At 51.4% G+C, this 16,653-nt stretch carries 14 protein-coding genes; 7 read left to right on the forward strand and 7 right to left on the reverse strand.

The window, feature by feature from the left end; translation table 11 throughout:
- The first annotated feature begins 238 nt into the window (after positions 1–238).
- From treF to meaB, 3 genes are all read left to right on the forward strand, one after another.
- On the forward strand, positions 239–1,819 hold the full coding sequence (treF, locus tag L1278_RS01375) for an alpha,alpha-trehalase TreF (RefSeq protein WP_253400713.1): 1,581 nt from the start codon (positions 239–241) through the stop codon (positions 1,817–1,819).
- A gap of 146 nt (positions 1,820–1,965) precedes the next feature.
- Positions 1,966–3,117: a hypothetical protein gene (locus tag L1278_RS01380; protein ID WP_253400714.1), complete on the forward strand. Its 1,152-nt coding sequence runs from the start codon at positions 1,966–1,968 to the stop codon at positions 3,115–3,117.
- Positions 3,118–3,246: 129 nt separating this feature from the next.
- The gene (gene meaB, locus L1278_RS01385; RefSeq protein WP_253400715.1) at positions 3,247–4,227 is read left to right on the forward strand and encodes a methylmalonyl Co-A mutase-associated GTPase MeaB; all 981 of its coding nucleotides are present in this window, start codon (positions 3,247–3,249) and stop codon (positions 4,225–4,227) included.
- A gap of 164 nt (positions 4,228–4,391) precedes the next feature.
- On the opposite strand, the gene folB is transcribed toward meaB, so the two are convergent.
- From folB to L1278_RS01400, 3 genes are read right to left on the reverse strand one after another with little or no spacing between them, the layout of a single operon-like run.
- Positions 4,392–4,748 (reverse strand): dihydroneopterin aldolase, encoded by a 357-nt coding sequence (gene folB, locus L1278_RS01390; protein WP_253400716.1) that lies wholly within the window; start codon positions 4,746–4,748, stop codon positions 4,392–4,394.
- Positions 4,749–4,758: 10 nt separating this feature from the next.
- Positions 4,759–5,742, reverse strand: a complete 984-nt coding sequence (locus tag L1278_RS01395) for a DivIVA domain-containing protein (RefSeq protein WP_253400717.1) — start codon at positions 5,740–5,742, stop codon at positions 4,759–4,761.
- Complete coding sequence (locus tag L1278_RS01400; RefSeq protein ID WP_253400718.1) at positions 5,702–6,670, reverse strand: WD40 repeat domain-containing protein; 969 nt, start codon at positions 6,668–6,670, stop codon at positions 5,702–5,704. The genes L1278_RS01395 and L1278_RS01400 overlap by 41 nt, the downstream gene beginning before the upstream one ends.
- An 87-nt stretch (positions 6,671–6,757) precedes the next feature.
- Between L1278_RS01400 and L1278_RS01405 the strand changes: the two genes are divergently transcribed.
- Both L1278_RS01405 and L1278_RS01410 read left to right on the forward strand, forming a co-directional pair.
- Positions 6,758–7,396, forward strand: a complete 639-nt coding sequence (locus L1278_RS01405; protein WP_253400719.1) for a 4'-phosphopantetheinyl transferase superfamily protein — start codon at positions 6,758–6,760, stop codon at positions 7,394–7,396.
- A 30-nt stretch (positions 7,397–7,426) separates the two neighbouring features.
- Positions 7,427–8,014, forward strand: coding sequence for a thioredoxin family protein (locus L1278_RS01410; RefSeq protein ID WP_253400720.1), 588 nt, complete (start codon positions 7,427–7,429; stop codon positions 8,012–8,014).
- Positions 8,015–8,148: 134 nt separating this feature from the next.
- On the opposite strand, the gene L1278_RS01415 is transcribed toward L1278_RS01410, so the two are convergent.
- The 4 genes from L1278_RS01415 to L1278_RS01430 all read right to left on the reverse strand — a co-directional run bounded on the left by L1278_RS01415 (position 8,149) and on the right by L1278_RS01430 (position 12,898).
- Positions 8,149–8,997 carry a transglutaminase-like domain-containing protein gene (locus tag L1278_RS01415; RefSeq protein WP_253400721.1) on the reverse strand — a complete coding sequence of 283 codons (849 nt, stop codon included), beginning with the start codon at positions 8,995–8,997 and terminating at the stop codon, positions 8,149–8,151.
- A 321-nt stretch (positions 8,998–9,318) separates the two neighbouring features.
- On the reverse strand, positions 9,319–10,947 hold the full coding sequence (locus tag L1278_RS01420; protein WP_253400722.1) for an acyl-CoA carboxylase subunit beta: 1,629 nt from the start codon (positions 10,945–10,947) through the stop codon (positions 9,319–9,321).
- A gap of 90 nt (positions 10,948–11,037) precedes the next feature.
- Entirely contained in the window at positions 11,038–12,093 is a 1,056-nt protein-coding gene (locus L1278_RS01425; protein WP_253400723.1) for an MlaD family protein, read from the reverse strand.
- A gap of 22 nt (positions 12,094–12,115) precedes the next feature.
- Positions 12,116–12,898, reverse strand: a complete 783-nt coding sequence (locus L1278_RS01430; RefSeq protein ID WP_253400724.1) for an N-acetylmuramoyl-L-alanine amidase — start codon at positions 12,896–12,898, stop codon at positions 12,116–12,118.
- A 72-nt stretch (positions 12,899–12,970) separates the two neighbouring features.
- Here L1278_RS01430 and L1278_RS01435 point away from each other — a divergent pair, with 72 nt between their 5' ends.
- Positions 12,971–15,670: a putative LPS assembly protein LptD gene (locus L1278_RS01435; RefSeq protein ID WP_253400725.1), complete on the forward strand. Its 2,700-nt coding sequence runs from the start codon at positions 12,971–12,973 to the stop codon at positions 15,668–15,670.
- 83 nt (positions 15,671–15,753) lie between these two features.
- Positions 15,754–16,572, forward strand: coding sequence for a 3-methyl-2-oxobutanoate hydroxymethyltransferase (panB, locus tag L1278_RS01440; protein WP_253400726.1), 819 nt, complete (start codon positions 15,754–15,756; stop codon positions 16,570–16,572).
- Positions 16,573–16,653: the final 81 nt, after the last annotated feature.

Consider the following 16,653-nt stretch of genomic DNA (forward strand, 5'->3'; position numbering starts at 1 on the left):
TATATTACCATAGTAACACTTCCACTCTTTTCAGTTAATCCTGACTTTTTCAAGAATTTCCTACATGTATTCAGGAAACAGGCCATCATATAGGATGAGGGCTTGTGTACCAGGTAGCATAGTAGTATACTTGGCCCCTTGTTTCCTTATTTCGTATGAATAGATATTCATATAATAAGCGCTGACTATGAGGCAAGGCAAATCAAAAAAATCATACTTCGCACTAAATCTGATTCTTTTGCTTTTATCTTATATTTTCTCTCCTCTGCCGGTACAGGCGCAGTACCTACCGGAGACCGATTTGCAGGAGCTTTTTCGTGATGTGCAGTTGCTGCCTGTGTTTCCGGACTCCAAAACGTTTGCAGATTGCGTCCCCCTACAGGAGCCAGCATATATTCTGCAGGCTTACCGGGAGCAGCGCCAGCAGCCTGGCTTTGATCTGAAAGAATTTGTACTGGAGCATTTTCTGCTGCCCACGCAACCGTCCTCCAACTTCACGACCGACACCAGCCTCACTGTAACAGCGCATATACGACAGCTATGGCCTGTACTCACTCGTATGCCGGGCGATGGCGGCGGCTCACTGCTGCCTCTGCCCCACGCCTACGTGGTGCCAGGCGGTCGCTTTCAGGAAATCTACTACTGGGATAGCTTTTTTACGATGCTGGGTTTGCAGGTGAGCGGCGAAAAAGCATTGATCCAACACATGGTCGACAACTTCACCCACCTGATCCACACCACCGGTCATATACCTAATGGCAACCGCAGTTATTACCTCAGTCGTTCACAGCCACCCTTTTACGCGCTTATGCTGCACCTGCTCACCCAGGAACTAGGCCGCGATGTGTTGGTAAAATATGCACCTGCCCTCCGCAAGGAGTATGCTTTCTGGATGGATGGGTCTGAGCAACTCACCTCTGCCAATCCAACGCACCGACGAGTGGTACTGTTGCCAGATGGCAGCATCCTCAACCGCTACTGGGACGACCAACCGGCACCCCGCCCCGAGTCTTACAGAGAAGACGTGCACATCGCGCAGGAGTCAGTCCGAAACCCGGAAGAGGTATACCGCCACATCAGGGCCGCTGCCGAATCGGGTTGGGACTTTAGTAGCCGCTGGTTCGCTGACAAACACAACCTCAGTACGATCCACACCACCGACATTCTGCCCGTAGACCTCAACTCACTGCTTTTCCACATGGAACTGACATTGGCTGAGATGGCCGAACTGGAACGCGATCCGGCTGAGGCTAAGTTGTTCCGCCAGAAAGCCAAAGCCCGTCGCAAAGCAGTACTACAGCACATGTGGCACGATGCTGACGGCTTCTTCTATGATTACGATTTCGTACAGGGCAAAACCACCGACATCCCTACACTGGCCGCTGTGTTCCCGCTTTACTTTTGCATGGCCAAGCGCAAGCAAGCCAAGGCTGTAGCCGAGCGTTTGCAAAACGATTTCCTAAAGGCCGGTGGCTTGGCCACGACTTTGGTTCATACCAATCAGCAGTGGGATGCTCCGAATGGCTGGGCACCTTTGCAGTGGATGAGTATTCAGGCGCTTCGCAATTACGAGTATGAAGAGCTGGCCCGTACCATCGCCACGCGCTGGATCACCCTCGGCACCGAAGTGCACGAAAACACAGGCAAAATGGTGGAGAAGTATAACGTAGAGAATCTGGAACTCGAAGCAGGCGGCGGCGAGTACCCCAACCAGGATGGCTTCGGATGGACCAACGGTGTTTTCCTGAAACTGATCGCGCTATACCCTGAACTGCGACCAATTGCAGAGCAAGAGCCCGCCGTGTTGCAAAAACAGTAAAACTATACCTGTACCACCGCGCTATGTAAGGTGGGTATTCCGTTATAGAGATCAAGTATAAAAAGCACCTGTTATACCTGATCTGAGGATTGAAGCAGAAACTGGCACTCAGTTTGCAAAGACAGCGTTATACAGAAAAACAGGATATGATTCAGTTTAAACATACGATAACGGCATTTGCCTTGCTCCTGGGCTCATTCACAGCTTTTGCCCAGGGCGAAACGTCCAACTGGTATTTCGGTAAAGGAGCCGGTTTGATCTTCAGAGGTGACACGGTGACAGCAGCAGTCAACAGCAGGCTGCAAACCGAAGAAGGCAGCGCCACCATCTCCGACAAAGCGGGCAACCTGTTGTTTTATACCAACGGCATCACCGTCTGGAACAAGCACCACCGTGTGATGCCAAACGGCAACGGCCTGATGGGCATGAAGTCCTCCACCCAATCTGCTTTGATTATACCTAAGCCTGCTGCTGACAGCGTCTTTTACATCTTCACAACGGATATACAGGCGCAGTCCAACGGTTTGCGCTACAGTGTGGTGAATATGAACAAGGATGATGGCAATGGCGCTATTACGGCTCGCAACGTGTTCATGATCGCGCCGGCCACCGAAAAGCTCACGGCCATACGCCACAGCAACAACCGCGACTGGTGGGTGATTGCGCACCGCTGGAATAGCAACGCTTACATGGCCTACCTGGTAACGGCCGAGGGTGTGAACGTGGAGCCTGTGATGAGCAACGTGGGTACCGTACATGGTGGCGCACACCGCAAAGCCATCGGCTATCTTGTTCCCTCTCCTGACGGCACCCGCCTGGCCGCCGCTCTCTGGGACAGCGACAGCAATTTTGAAGTACTCCGCTTCGACCGCAGCTCCGGTGAGGTATCGGATCCCATTTTGTTGAAAGGCTATGAAGAAGCGTATGGCGTGTGTTTTTCTCCGGATGGCACCAAGCTTTATGGTACCGCGAACGGCAAAGGCGGAGGCAAAGCACAGATTATCCAATTCGATCTGCAGGCCGGCGACGAAGCTGCCATTGCTAAATCAGCTGTGGTGGTGGCCACTTCCGGCAGTCCGCGCATCGGTGCTATACAAATGGGACCGGATGGTAAGATGTATGTAGCCCGTCAGGATAACATTCACTTAGGCGTGATTAACAACCCGGATGCTTTGGGCAAGGAAAGTGGCTATGTAGATACGGGAATGCATTTAGGTGGTCGCAAGAGTGATCTTGGTCTGCCGAACTTTCCGCAAGGTATACGATCGGGCACAGCCAGGTCTGCTAATGTAAAATAAGGTATAGATTCGACTTTTAAAGCCGGGCAGCGATGTCCGGCTTTTTTGTTTCAAACAAATAACTGGCTTGGTAATGCATATATTCTAAATTTGTAAGGCAATCGATTCTATACCTAACGCTATACCGCCTTGGCAAAACGTTTCAGTGCTGATAAGTATGTAGAGGGCATCCTGGCCGGCGACCGCGTCATGCTGAGCCGGGCCATTACGCTGGTGGAAAGTCGGCTGGCTTCTGACCTGGATCTGGCACAGGACGTTATCAACCAGGTGCTGCCACATGCCGGCAAATCGGTGCGGATAGGTATAACAGGCGTGCCGGGCGTGGGCAAGAGTACTTTCATCGAGTCTTTTGGCAATTACCTGATTGAGGCACAGGGCAAGAAACTGGCCGTGCTGGCCATTGACCCGACCTCACAGCGTACCGGCGGCAGCATACTCGGTGACAAGACGCGCATGGAGTCACTTTCCATAAATCCGCAGGCTTACATTCGCCCCTCTCCTGCCGGCAAATCGCTGGGTGGCGTAACGCGCAGCACCCGCGAATCGATCATCCTTTGCGAAGCGGCCGGTTTTGACGCCATTATTGTGGAGACTGTTGGCGTGGGACAATCTGAGACGGCGGTGCATGCCATGGTCGACTTTTTCCTGTTGCTAATGTTGGCGGGTGCCGGCGACGAGTTGCAAGGTATAAAGCGCGGCATTATGGAGATGGCCGATGCCATTGCCATTACCAAAGCCGACGGCGAGAACGGCATGAAAGCCAAAGCCGCCCGTGCCGAATACCAGAACGCCCTGCACCTATACCCGATGGCCGCCTCTGGCTGGCTCCCAAAAGTCTCCGTGTGTTCTGCAATGGAGCAAATCGGCCTCGATACCATCTGGCAAACTGTAGCCGCATACCTGGAATTGACGCAACAAAACGGATTTTTCGAGAAAAAGCGCCACGATCAGAACCTGCAATGGATGTACGAAGCCATACGCCAAGGGCTGGAGGATAATTTCTACGCGCACCAGCAGGTGAAAAACCAGTTGCCAGGTATAGCCGATGAAGTAAAAGCAGGCAGAAAGTCAGCTTTTGCAGCGGCTTCGGAGCTTTTGAAATTGGTATAACTTCCCCGAGCCCAATGCTGGCTCATTATACTTTATTTGTCATCCTGTAAGGAATTTGGTAGCAAAGGTTTAAGCTACAAGGGAGCCATACCCTAAAGCTGAAAAGATAGAAAAAAAACAGCCGGCACATTGCTGCGCCGGCTGCTCTTCATCAATAAGTAAATTTATCGGGCCTCTTCTAAAGTAACTTTGGCCCACTTGCAGATTCCTCCTAGCGGAGGGTTGAACTTGTACACATTTATTTTGATGGACTGCACAAAAGGAAACCGATCGTAGATCTTGTCGATGATCCGGTGGCCCAGGTGCTCCAGCAGACGGGCCGGGACTTTCATCTCTTCCAGCGCCAGCGCGTACAGCACCTCGTAGTTAACGGTTTCACCCAAGTCATCGCTTTCGGCGGCGCGTCTCAGATCGGTTTCAATGAACAGGTCGATGCCGTACTTGTTGCCGATCTTCTGCTCCTCGTCGTAAAAACCGTGGAAGGCGAAGAACTCCATCCCTTCCAGTGCAATCTGTCCCATTCGCGTTAAACTAGCCTATCTCGTCAAAAAAAGAACCTGCTGTTTTCGGCTGGCGGCTCTGTGCCCAGTCAGAGAGACTATTGCGGGATGGCTCCGTCATCGGCGGTTGAATCTCCGGTTGATCAGGTTTAACAGGCTGAATTTCAGGTATAGGCTGCTCAATTTCCGGAGCAGGTATAGTACCCGGATAGTCAGGCTTCGGCTGCTCGATCTCCGGCGATGGCACATTTGGCACTGGCGTTACCGGGTTCGGAATTTCCGGGTGCGGCTGTGTCACGTCCGGGGCCGGATCGCCAAGTGGCTCGTATCCATTGCTAATAGCTAGAGCAGGTATAGCAGTTGCTGCAGTGGCCGTAGCCTCCGGCAGTTGTATTGTTCGGTTTGTTGTCGTTTCCATATCTTTCATGTTACGCAGCAGCTCGGGCTGTTCTACCCGAAGTTCGGCCGCTCTTGAAAGAATACTGGCAGTACTGGTTTTAGGTTTTGACTTTGTTTTTTCGGCTTTCTCCAGCGCCTCGTTAGCCAGGTTGCGCAGGTCACGCACCATGCTCTCCAGGTATGACTCCATACGCTGGTAGTCCTGCTCCAGTGCTTTTACCTCCTGCTGCATTTCGCTCACCATGCGCTCGGCCTGTTTCTGACTGTCCTCCAGCACTACGCGGGCCTGGTTGCGGGCTGTGTTCAGCAATTGGTCGGCCTGCAGTTGCGCCTCGCGTATCTTAAGTTCCGACGATTTGTTGGCCTGCTCCAGTATGGAGTTACCAGTGTCTTCGGCAGTTTTCAGTGTTTTGTATAAAGAAGATTCCACCTCACGCAGCTTCTGCGTCTCACGGTGAGCCGACTCCAGCTTGCCGCGCAGGTCTTTGTTCTCATCGAGCAACTTTTCCCACTGCTGCGATAAGGTCAGCAAAAAAGCATTTACTTCGTCCTTGTCAAGCCCTCTAAATGCCTTCTCAAATGTTTTTTGTCTGATTTCTAAGGGTGTAATCTTCATGATCCAAACTGAATTTTATATCCCACACCGAAATGGTGCGGTCATCACTACACGAAACTAACTGATTCTGGTGAGCCGACCAAAATAATTTATTGACCGAGGTACCGTGGCTCGCATTTCGGACTTTATCAATAACCTTGAGCAGCTTAAAGGTCTGCGCGTCCCACACTTTTATGGACTTATCCATGCTGCAGGTTGCAAAATAGCGTCCGTCGGGGCTATAGGTTATGTGATTGACAGTATACATGTGGGCGATCACATAGCCGCGCTCCTTGTATTTTTCCTGTACCTCCCATACCCGTAGATGGGCATCGCGGCCTGCAGTGAGCAATTGAGAGCCATCCGGAGAGTAAACGACCGTGAACACAGAGTTGGTATGCGCGGGCAGTTCATACTTCAGCTCCATTGTGCCGGCATCGAATATCCGCACCAGATGATCGCTATACCCGGCGGCGAGTTCGTTAGTGTTTTCGTTGTAGGCAAGGCAGCGCACGCTCTTGTCCGATTTACGCACCATGCTGCGCAGTTCAAAGTCTTCGGCCCCGATCACGGCTATACCTCCGTTGCCCATCCCCACGTATACCTGGCCTGTTTCCGGCACATAGGCAATGTCGAAAATCGCCACCTTTGGTAGCGCCACAGATTTATGGATGGCTTTGCTGTTGAGGTCGATAACCTGCAGTCCTTCCTGGTTCTGCCCGATCAGGAGCAGGTTGCGCTCCGGCATCAACCGCAGGGCGTATACCGACGTGGTGACCTTCGCTACCAGCTCGCCGTTATCGGGTTGGTTCAGGTCCCAGGAAGCGACCATACCATCGCTGCCCGCCGAATAAATGGTGGCAGGTGCAGCACCGCCTTCCAGGGTATACACACAATCGCGGTGGCCTGTCAGGGTGGCGACTTTCTGTACTTCTATCTTGCTAGCCATCTGTACTTAGTCTGTTACACTTAATTTTAGTTAAATTTACAACAAATAACGCAGCGAACCCATCCGTTGCTTACCAAAATTACCGCCATGCCCCTGCTCCTGACCCGCGAACTTGATTCCTATACCCTGCTGGGTGTGTGGCTTCTTGACGAAGCACCGGATGCATTGCGCCCATTGCTGCCACCCCATCTTATACCTGACGAGGGCCTGCAACTGGCACACCCAAGACGGCAGCGCGAATGGCTGGCCAGCCGTGCTCTTACTTACCAACTGTTGCAACATTTCACCAGCGAGCCGCTGCCATTGTTGCGCGACGCCACAGGCAAACCCGTGTTTGCAGGCACTGAATTTCAGCTCTCCATTACACACTCTCCCCGCATGGCTGCCGTTATACTATCTGAAAAGTATGATGTTGGCATAGATATTGAACTAGTAAGCGCGAAGGCGCTGCGGGTAGCCGACAAGTTTCTGACTGATCAGGAAAAGGTCTTTACCGCTGACGATGAACAGCAGACTTGTCTGTACTGGAGCGCCAAAGAAACCTTGTACAAGATGTACAGCCAAAAACGACTTATTTTTAAGGAAAACTTATTGGTGGAACCTTCTCATAGCCCTGAAAACAACTTATTGCAGGGACATGTTATTACCGATAATTTTTCTAAATTGTATCAGATCCATCACGAAGTGCTTCACAACCACGTACTAACCTACAGTGTTGATCGTTGATACAACTTACACGCACCTAAACAAACAAACATGAAATATCTGGCTTCTTTTGCCATAGCATTCCTGGTCACGGCCAGCGTATTTGCGCAGGGCAGCTATCAACTAGGTAGCAAAGTGGCTGACTTCTCGCTGAAGGACGGGCAGGGCAACGCTGTCTCACTTAGTAATTTTGCCGACAGCAAAACAGTGGTTTTGGTTTTTACGGATAACAAATGCCCATACGCTAAACTATATGAAAACCGACTGGTTACCTTGTCTAGCACCTATGCACCGCGAGGCGTACAGTTCATCTTCATTAACCCGGGTGTTGGTGTGGGTGAAGGCAGCGATACCATGCAGGATCTGGCGGCTAAAAATTACAGTTTCCCATACCTGGCAGACGAAGGACAGCGCATCAGTCAGAAATTCGGGGCTACTAAAACACCGGAAGTATTTGTGCTGCACAACATGGGTGGCGAATTCGTGCTGAAGTATAAAGGCGCTATTGATGACAGTCCGCAGGTAGAAAGCGGCGTACGCAACAATTACCTCAAAACCGTAATTGACGATGTGCTGGCGAATAAAAACATCAGCACAACCGACAAACGTGCGACAGGCTGTATGATCAAACGCTATTAATTATAACGCTATAACTATACCCGCCATTTTCCTGAAACAGTGAAGTAGCGCGCTACACCTGGATTTGATAAAAAGGCAAAGGCCGGCACTTATGTGTACCGGCCTTTGCCTTTTTATACCTGAACGCTCAGCGCTTATACCGTCGGATCCTCGTCCGTAATCGCCGTTAGTAGTTTTGTTACTTCGGTTGCCTTTTCCAGGTCATTGGTCTTTTCGAATGAAAATGCCAGGTTGCGCAGCGCTCTTTTCACAATCTCGATGTTAGAGCATGGTTCGTAGAAAATATCTACCGGGTTGAGGTTGAGCTGCACGATGTAGTTGTCGATGTCTGCTTTCGAGAGCATCAGGCCTTTGTTGTACACATTGATGTAGAACTGCACCTCACCTAGTTTATAGGTCAAAATAAAGAGGTTCGGCAGATTCACGCCATAAACCGGCATCCCCAATCGCTGCGCAACGGTCATGTAGATCACACAAAGCGTCAGCGGGTTCCCGCGTCTCGTCTCCAAAGCCAGGTGCATCATGGAGTTCGACGGGGAGTGAAAGTTCTTGGTATTGGCCGAGAACTTCTTGTCACGGAAGAGCGAGTTGTTCAGCGACTTCACCTGGTCATAAGGGTGCATATCGTCCTTCATGCTTGTCCAGGCGTCGTAGTATAGCTGATCGAGCCCTCTCGATAAGGTAGCCAGTTCCACGTCCGGGTACAGGTAGGTGTTTACTAACCACATCCCTTCTACCAGGTCCTGTCCTCCACGCTCTTTCCAGTTTTTGAGGCGCTGCAACAGGCCGTCAAACTGCAAACTGTGGATCAGGTCCTCAATTCGCTTCTGCAGGTCCGAGTTCAGGGTTTCCTCCCATTCCTCTTCCAGAAAGGGAATAATGCTCTCCCCCAACGATACAATCTTCTGCTCTACGTGTGACGCGACCTCATAATCTATATCATCCAACAGCGAGATCATCGCCTTTATCTCCTTCTTTGTCAAAATAATGCGTAATAGTTAAAGCGTAATGAATAATAGTTGAACAGTACGATTGCCAAAATCAACTACAGTACTGTTCTCCTTAAAACTAACCACTTATTCCTCCCGAAGATTTCAGAATGGAAAATAAAATCCAACTTATTTCGACGTAAGCCTGCTGCGCACTGTCTAAGACCTTCTTTTCCGATCGATATTCAGCATGAAGTGATCGGAGTCTACAGTATGATTTTGGATTAACCTGAATCCCAATTAAACGGAAATGGTTCTAGTAGGTATAGCACTGGAGGGACAATGAATTATACCGCCACTGCTATACCTGCATGATCATGTTTGAATCACACCCACATTGTACGGTTTTTCGATTGGCGCGTGGTTGGCAGCTTCTATTCCCATTGAGATCACCTTGCGGGTCTCCAACGGGTCGATGATGCCGTCGACCCACAGACGTGCCGCCGCGTAGTATGGTGATAGCTCTTCGTTATACTTCGCTTTGATTCTTTCGAGCAACTCGTTCTCTGCCTCTGGGGTTATTTCCTCTCCTTTCGCTTTCAGAGCTGATACCTGAATCTGCAGCAAGGTATTGGCTGCCGCGGCACCACTCATCACAGCCAGCTGCGCCGATGGCCAGGCGTAGATCAGGCGTGGGTCGTAGGCTTTGCCGCACATGGCGTAGTTGCCGGCACCGTAGCTGTTCCCCAGAATGATGGTGAACTTCGGCACCACCGAGTTGGCCATGGCATTCACCATTTTGGCGCCGTCTTTAATAATGCCGCCATGCTCGGCCTTGCTGCCTACCATAAAGCCCGACACATCGTGCAGGAACACCAGCGGAATCTTCTTCTGGTTACAGTTCATGATAAAGCGGGCCGCCTTGTCAGCTGAGTCGGAGTAGATCACGCCGCCCATCTGCATTTCGCCTTTTTTGCTTTTCACGATCTTGCGCTGGTTGGCCACTATACCTACCGCCCAGCCATCGATCCGGCCCAGACCACAGATTAGCGTCTGGCCGTACAGTTCCTTGTAAGGCTCAAACTCAGAGTTGTCGACCAGGCGATGGATGATGTCCATCATGTCGTAGGGCTTGGTGCGGTCTGCTGGCAGCATGCCGTAGATTTCCTTCTCGTCGAGCTTCGGAGCGGCAGGCTCCACACGACTGAAACCAGCCTTCGGGTTTTCACCCAATTTGTCGAAAATAGTACGAATATGATCCAGCGCCTCTTTGTCGTCTTTGCACTTGTAGTCGGTCACGCCGGATATCTCGCAGTGGGTAGAAGCTCCGCCCAGCGTTTCGTTGTCGATGCTTTCGCCAATAGCTGACTTCACCAGGTATGAGCCACCCAGGAACACGGAGCCTGTGCCTTCCACGATGAGGGCTTCATCGCTCATGATCGGCAGGTAGGCACCACCGGCCACGCAGCTGCCCATGATCGCGGCAATCTGCACGATGCCCATGGAACTCATCACGGCATTGTTGCGGAACATGCGGCCGAAGTGCTCTTTGTCCGGGAATATCTCGTCCTGCATCGGCAAAAACACGCCGGCGCTGTCCACCAGGTATACGATCGGCAGTTTGTTCTCAATCGAGATCTCCTGTGCCCGCAGGTTCTTCTTGGCCGTGATCGGGAACCAGGCGCCGGCTTTTACGGTGGCATCATTCGCTACTACCACACACTGACGGCCTTTGATGTAGCCTATACCTGTCACCACGCCGCCACTTGGGCAGCCGCCTACTTCCTGGTACATACCTTCGCCAGCAAAGGCACCTACTTCCAGAAACTCGGTACCTTCGTCGAGCAAGTAGTCGATGCGTTCGCGGGCTGTCATTTTACCTTTGGCATGCTCTTTTGCGATGCGCTTTTCGCCGCCGCCCAGGTGTACTTTCTTCAGTTTGCTTTTCAGCTGGAAACTCAGCTGTTTGAGAGAGTCTTCGTTCTTATTGAATTCGATATCCATGAAGGGGTTATTATAAATAAGGGGACTACTTACAATGAAAAATCCGCTTTAAGGGCGGATTTCACAAATATACAATTTTTATAAGATGCACTATTGCCTTTTTGTGGTGTCACCAGGCACTACTTTTACCGAGTCGGGCGCCGGGCGACGGAACTCATCCGGGTTCTCGTCCTGCAGCTCCTTTACCTCCTCCAACGTGATCACGCGCCCTGTAGCATCTACCTTATACCTGTCTTTGCGACCAATAAGCGAGAACTGCACATAGCGTTTCGGGTAGGCCTGTATGTCGCGCAGCAGCAGGTTTAGCGCCTCTGTCGAGCGGTTCATGTTCTGGTATAGTTGCTCGTCGTTCATCAAACGGCCCAAAGAGCCCTCGTTGGAGTTGAGTTTGGCGATTGTAGCTTCCAGTTCGTTCACGGCCGAGTTGGCATCTGCTACCAGTTTCTTGACTTCCACCTGCTTCAGCGTATCGGTTATCTCCACCATATTCAGCGTGAGCCGGTCGATGTTGCGCTGGGTTTGGTTGAGGGCGGAGGTGAGCTGGCTTAGATTCCGGGTGATCTGGTTGATGTTACGCTGGTTTTCGCGCAGTATCTCGTTTACCGCCTCCGTCGTTTTGTTCGAGTTCGCCAGTATCTGCTGTATGTTGCCTTTAGCCTCACTGTCCAGAAGGCGGTTTACGCGCGCCAACGTGGTGTCTACTTTATCGATGACCGGCACCGATTTAGATGAGAGCATGTCGGTGATGCTGGTTTCTTTAAAGGCGACTAGCTCCTCCCCACCATTGTATTGCTTGTTGTTGTTCTTCAGGTATAGCGTGATAGCTTTGCTCCCTAAAAGATCCGAGTTGCCGAGGCTGGCGATGGTAGAGTCCCCGATCTGAAGGTCCTTCCGGACTTCTATGTCCACACGTACCATGTTTGCGCGGTCAGTGAGCAGCTTCAGGTCCTTCACATGGCCAACCTGTATGCCGTTCAGAAAGACAGGGTTTGAGATGGTGAGACCATCCACGCTGTCGTATACCACATGATAAGTATTGGATTTGGAGAAGATTGTGGATCCTTTCAGGAAGTCATACCCGAAATATAGTATTACAATTGCTGCTATACCTAGCAGGGCAACCTTAATTTCCTTTGATATTTTCACGTAGGTGAGTTTGCGTTATGCATTAGTTCATGGCTTCAAGCTCTTGCTTGTATTCCTTGAAGGCACGATATATACCTGATGCCATATACGTCTGACCGGTTTTATCGTTAAGGAATTTTTCCTCAGTCGGATTGGTCAGGAAGCCTGCCTCGATCAGCACGCTTGGCATATAGGATTTCCAGAGCACCAGAAAGCCTGCCTGCTTCACGCCGCGGCTGGTGCGCCCCACCCTGTTTTTAAACTCATTTTCTACTTTCTGGGCAAAACGCAGGCTGTTGTCGATGTAGGCGCTCTGGTGCAGCGCAAACATGATGTGGCTTTGCGGTGAGTTCGGATCGAAGCCGCCGTATTTCTCCTTGTAGTCATCTTCCTGCAAGATAACGGCGTTTTCGCGCTTAGCTACAGCCAGGTTGTTGTTGGAGGTATGGAGCCCCATGGTATAGGTCTCAGTGCCAAAAGCGGCGGGCGGACCAGCGTTGAGGTGAATGGAGATGAACAGGTCCGCATTGTTCTTGTTGGCTATACCTGCGCGGTCGATCAGCTCCACAAACGTATCGTCTTTGCGGGTGTAAACAACTTTCACGTCGGGCACGTTCTTTTCAATTAACGCACCGACCTGCAGGGCCAACTTTAAGGCCACGTCAGCCTCATGCGAAACTTTGCCGTTACAGCCTATATCTTTGCCACCATGACCCGCATCGATTACTACCGTGCGCAGCTTGTATGCCTTGCGGTATTCGAGCTTGCTGGAAGAGAGTAAAAGTAAACTTAGGGCCAGAATTGAAATAGTAACAATATTTCTCACAACGCTCGTTAGTTAAAAGTTAAACAATAACTTTGTACAAAATAAATAAAACTTTAGGGAAGTCTGAAGAAGTTGCGCTACATTTTAATCTTTTTGCTGCTGGTGCAGCTCGCCGTACTTTCTGCCCAGCCTGTACTGGGCCAAAGGTTACGTCGTGCGCCCGGTACTGCTACACCAAAAGACACTGTCAACATCTCTCCACCTCAGGATTCGCTTGTGACCACGGCACCCCAGGGCGACATCGAGACCACAATCAATTACTCTGCCAGAGATTCCATTCTGTTTGAAGCAGACCGCAAAGTAGTGCATCTGTACGGAGATGCCAAAATTGATTACGGTACCATGGAGCTTTCCGCGGCGTACATCCAGATCGACTACGACCTCAACACCCTGACGGCTACGACACTCGCTGACTCAGCGGGCCAGGAGACTGGTACTCCGGTATTTAAGGACGGCGCGGAAAGTTACGCTGCTAAGCGCATTGCCTATAACTACAAGACCAGGCGTGGCCGGATCTCTGAAGTAGTAACGCAACAAGGCGAAGGGTATATACATTCCGAGGTGGTGAAAAAAAATGAAACGAACGAAATTTTCGGTCTGCACAACAAGTACACCACCTGTAATCTGGAGCACCCGCACTTCTACATCAGTGCCGGCAAGATCAAAGCTATACCTAACGACAAGATTATGTCGGGTCCGTTCAACCTCGTGATCGCTGATATACCTACGCCGCTCGGCTTTCTGTTTGGCCTCTTCCCTACACCGAAGAATCAACGCTCATCTGGTGTGATTGTGCCGACCTTCGGCGAATCGCGTGCGCGGGGCTTTTACCTGAGCAACGGGGGATACTACCTGGCCCTCAATGACTACATTGGCACCCGCATCACCGGCGACATCTATTCATTGGGCGGGTATAAGGTGACTGTAGACAATACGTACATCAAACGCTACTCGTACCGTGGCAATCTAAACATCAGCTACGATTATTTTAAAAATGACGAAGCGGATGTGGCTGACCCGAACCGTTCTACGAACAGTCTGGCCGGCCTGCCACCTAGCCAGCGCACCGCTTTTATTACCTGGTCGCATAGCCCGGTGCAGAAGCCAGGCCGCGGTCGTTTTTCTGCTAACGTGCGTGCCGGTAGCAGCCAGCACAATCGCGTAAACTACAACAGCCCGAACGCATACCTGGCCCCGACCTTTAACTCAACCATCACTTACCAGAAGAACATACAGAACTCCCCCTTTAGCTATACTGCTACGCTGAGCCAGGGCCAGAACAACGGTGGTTTTACAGAAGACGGTAAACCGCAGCCTACCATTATGCGCTTCACGCTGCCTGACCTTAACTTTGCCATGACGCAGACGAGCTTGTATGAACTCTTCTCGAAGAACGTGCCGACCGGCCAATGGTATGAAAACTTCACTTTCGGCTACAACGTACGTGTCCGTAACGAGGTATCTAACCAGGTGCCTGCCCGCAGACTAGGCAACTTACCTGTAGTGGGTGGCACAGCCAGAGATACCTCTTTTGCGCTTAATTTTGACAACCTGGGCGAGCTCTGGCGAAACGGCCGTAAGAGCGCTGACCACAACTTTAACATCGGGCTGGGTAACTACAAGGTGCTCCGCTTTTTCAACCTGACGCCAACCGTAAACTACCGCGAATCCTGGTTCGACAACAAACTGACCTATACCTTCGATGAAGAGCAGCAGGCCGTGCGTATCGATACGGCAGACTTCGGCAGAGTGTACGAATACGGCGCAGGTGCCTCCCTCAACACGACCGTGTACGGTACCGTGCAGTTCCCGAAGAGCAAGCGGGTAGAGGCCATCCGCCATACTATGATCCCGAGCATCAGCTACGGTTACCGTCCTAACTTCGGCGACGAGAGCCGCTTTGGTTTCTCTCAAACCACCCAGGTAGCGATAGACTCGCTGACGAACCAGCCAATCTTCCAGACGCTGCCACGCTTTAACGGCAACGTGCCTTCGGGAGGCTTGCAAAGCAACCTGAGCATGCAGATCAATAACCGCGTCGAGATGAAAGTCCGCTCACGCAGCGACTCCACGGAGGCCAAATCGGAGAAAGTAAGCCTGATCGACAACCTGAATATAGGAGCTTCCTACAACCTGGCTGCCGACTCGCTACGTCTTTCCAATATCAACATCAGCATGAACACACGCTTGTTCAAAGTGTTTGATGTGAATTTCACCTCCACCCTCGACCCTTACCAGCTCAGCCCGGACGGCAACCGCCGTATCGACCGCTTTATGCTGGAGTCTCCTGGTTTTAAACTAGCCAGGCTGACCAATGCCAACCTGAGTGTGCGGGCCAACTTTAACCCGGAAGCGCGGTCTACGAACACGCCACCGCCCACTAACCTGCCCGGCATGCTGAACCCGAACGACCAGTTCCTGCCAGATTATGTGGACTTCAACATCCCCTGGACGCTGAACCTGGACTATACGATCTACTATACCGGAGGCACACAGCAGAACCGGGGCGAGATTACGCAGAACATTGGCATGCAGGGCACCCTGAACCTGACTGAAAAGTGGAAGTTTGGCTACATGGCCGGGTATGACTTTACTAACCAGAATATCTCTAACGCCAGCCTCGACATTTACCGCGACCTACACTGCTGGGAAATGAGCATCGGCTGGAGACCATTCGGTTTGATGCGCGGCTATAACGTGACCATCAACGCCCGATCTGCTCTGCTGCGCGACCTGAAGCTCTCCCGGAACAGATCAGGTATGAACCGATAACCCCTGTAACAGCCACTTGCCAAAGCGGGTGGCTGTTTTGTTTTGAATTTCATACTTTTGAATCGAACCCAAACCAGCATCCTATGTCTGTTCATAAAAGCGACGTAAAAAAAGTTACCACGCACCAGCTGCAGAATATGAAAGAGCGCGGCGAGAAGATCTCCATGCTCACAGCTTACGACTACTCGATGGCCACCATTCTGGACGCAGCCGGCGTAGACGTACTGCTTGTCGGTGACTCTGCCTCCAACGTAATGGCCGGCCACGAGACAACGCTCCCCATTACACTGGACCAGATGATCTACCATGCCTCTTCGGTAATACGGGGCGTGAACCGCGCCTTTGTGGTGGTGGACCTGCCCTTCGGCTCTTACCAGGGCAATTCTTCGGAGGCGCTGCGTTCTACCATCCGCATCATGAAGGAGTCTGGCGCACATGGTATCAAGCTGGAAGGCGGTGCTGAGATAAAGGAATCGATCGTGCGCATCCTGAGTGCGGGCGTACCTGTGATGGGCCACCTGGGCCTGACCCCACAGTCTATATATAAGTTCGGCACCTATACCGTACGCGCCAAAGAAGAAGCCGAAGCGCAGAAGCTGATCGACGACGCCCTCCTGCTACAGGAACTGGGCTGTTTCTCGATCGTGCTGGAGAAAATTCCTTCGGAACTGGCCAAGCGCGTTGCCGAAAAGCTGGAAATTCCGATCATAGGTATAGGCGCGGGCCCGCACGTGGATGGACAAGTGCTGGTGGTACACGACATGCTGGGCATCAACAAAGAATTCAAACCCCGCTTCCTGCGTCGCTACGCCGATCTGCATACTATTATGACTGATGCCGTGCAGAACTACGTGAAGGATGTTAAGAGCAAAGATTTCCCGAACGAGAAAGAAGCCTATTAAAGTTAGAGAGGTGACGAATTGGAGAGTTATACCTGGAGTAGTATCTCTGAGGTATAACTCTCTTACCTTTCGTTTCAAACT

Source organism: Pontibacter sp. HSC-36F09 (genome assembly GCF_024171605.1).
Classification (GTDB): domain Bacteria; phylum Bacteroidota; class Bacteroidia; order Cytophagales; family Hymenobacteraceae; genus Pontibacter.